Genomic DNA, 1,803 nt, shown 5'->3' with positions numbered 1-1,803 from the left:
ATTAATATTGCCTTCTCAACCCATAAAAAAATCGGAAATTCTTTAATAGAGTTTCCGATTTTGTTTATTTAAGCCATTTTATTTTTCATGCGTAACTACTATTTTAAAATTGTGAATCATCTGCTTTTTCAAACCATTCGCGAACCAATTGAACAGTATCTTTTAAGCATCCAGATTCGAAAGGAACCTTTAATCCTGCTTCTTTTACAATTTTTCTGAACGGCAATGTTCCACCAATCTTACAAATGTGTTTGTAGTCTTCAAAAGCTTTTTCATCATTCTTTTGAATACGAGCCCAGAACTGCAATGCGCATACTTGAGCTAATGTGTAATCAATATAATAGAATGGATCCATGAAAATGTGAAGCTGGCGCATCCACCATCCACCTTTTTCTAGAATATCAATACCTTCATAGTTTTTATGAGGCAAATATTGTTTTTCCAACTTTCTCCAAGTAGCCAATCTTTCTTCACAAGACATTTCTGGTTTTTCATATACTTCATGCTGGAAGTGATCCACTAAAACTCCATAAGGTAAGAACTTAACAGCTCCTGACAAATGATTGAAATAATATTTATCTACATCTTCTTCAAAGAAAGATTTCATCCATGGATATGTAAAGAATTCCATAGACATAGAGTGGATTTCACAAGATTCATAAGTAGGCCATACACAATCGATTGGGAAAATATCTTTACTTGAATATACTTGGAAAGCATGTCCTGCTTCATGTGTTAGTACTTCAGCATCATGGCTTGTCTGATTAAAGTTTGCGAAGATGAATGGAGATTGATAATTTGGAATGAATGTACAATATCCACCAGCTGCTTTACCAGGCTTTGAATCTAGATCTAACAATTCTCTTTCTGTCATAAATTCAAAGAATTCACCTGTTTTAGGATCTAGTTCTTGATACATCTTTAATTCACGTTTTACTAATTCTTCACGACTATATTTAGGTGCTGGATTTCCTGAAGTGAATTCAAACTTTTCATCCCAAGCATGCAAAGTATCATAACCCAAACGTTTTTGTTGACGAGCATATAACTCATTATCTAAAGGAACAACATCCTCTAATACTTGTTTACGATAGTTTTCTACATCCTTTTTATTGTAGTCAAAACGCATCATGCGATAGTAACCAAGTTCGATATAGTTTTCATATCCTAATTTTTTAGCCATACGCGTACGCACTTGCACTAATTGATCATAAACTTCACCAATTTCTTTAGCATGTTCGTCATACCATCCCCAATAGGCTTGCATTGCACGTTTACGAGTATCTCTATCTTTATCATTTGTCTTTACTTCTAAAGCCGCAAGAGTATATGTTTCACCATCAAACTCAATTTGTGCACTCGCAATGATTGCTTGGTATTTAGAAGCTAATTTATTTTCTTCCTGCATTTCAGGAATGATAATTGGATCAAATGATTTTTCTTCCATTTCTCTTTGTAAGAAATATGTTTCTGGTACTTCTTTCTTTAATTCAGATACAAAAGAACTTTCCATTACAGCCTTATTACAATTCACAATATCTTCCTTTAACACTGGAAGCATTTCATTTAAAAAATCATTTTCTAAAAATGAGCTTTCATTCAAATACATACCTAAAAGATGCATAAGAAGATAATCTGCTTCATCTTTTGGAATCTCACAATTTCCATATGTTGAAAGTTCATTTATTAGGATGTCGAACTCTTCTTTATAAGAAAATGTCTCACTATCCAAGGCTTTTGAATTTTCTATTAATAATGCTTTATTTTTACCTATTCTCATTAACATAACCGATGCATGAAAAG

General features: G+C 32.7%; 1 protein-coding gene. It reads right to left on the bottom strand.

Annotation, left to right across the window (positions count from 1 at the left end):
• Positions 1-103: 103 nt before the first annotated feature.
• Positions 104-1,803: M3 family oligoendopeptidase (locus ACZQCL_RS09260; protein WP_482482980.1), on the bottom strand; the 1,700-nt coding region annotated here is incomplete at its 5' end.

This window comes from Holdemanella sp. (genome assembly GCF_056804935.1).
The sequence above is the reverse complement of the archived record's forward strand: the minus strand, read 5'-3'. Positions and strand labels throughout refer to the sequence as shown.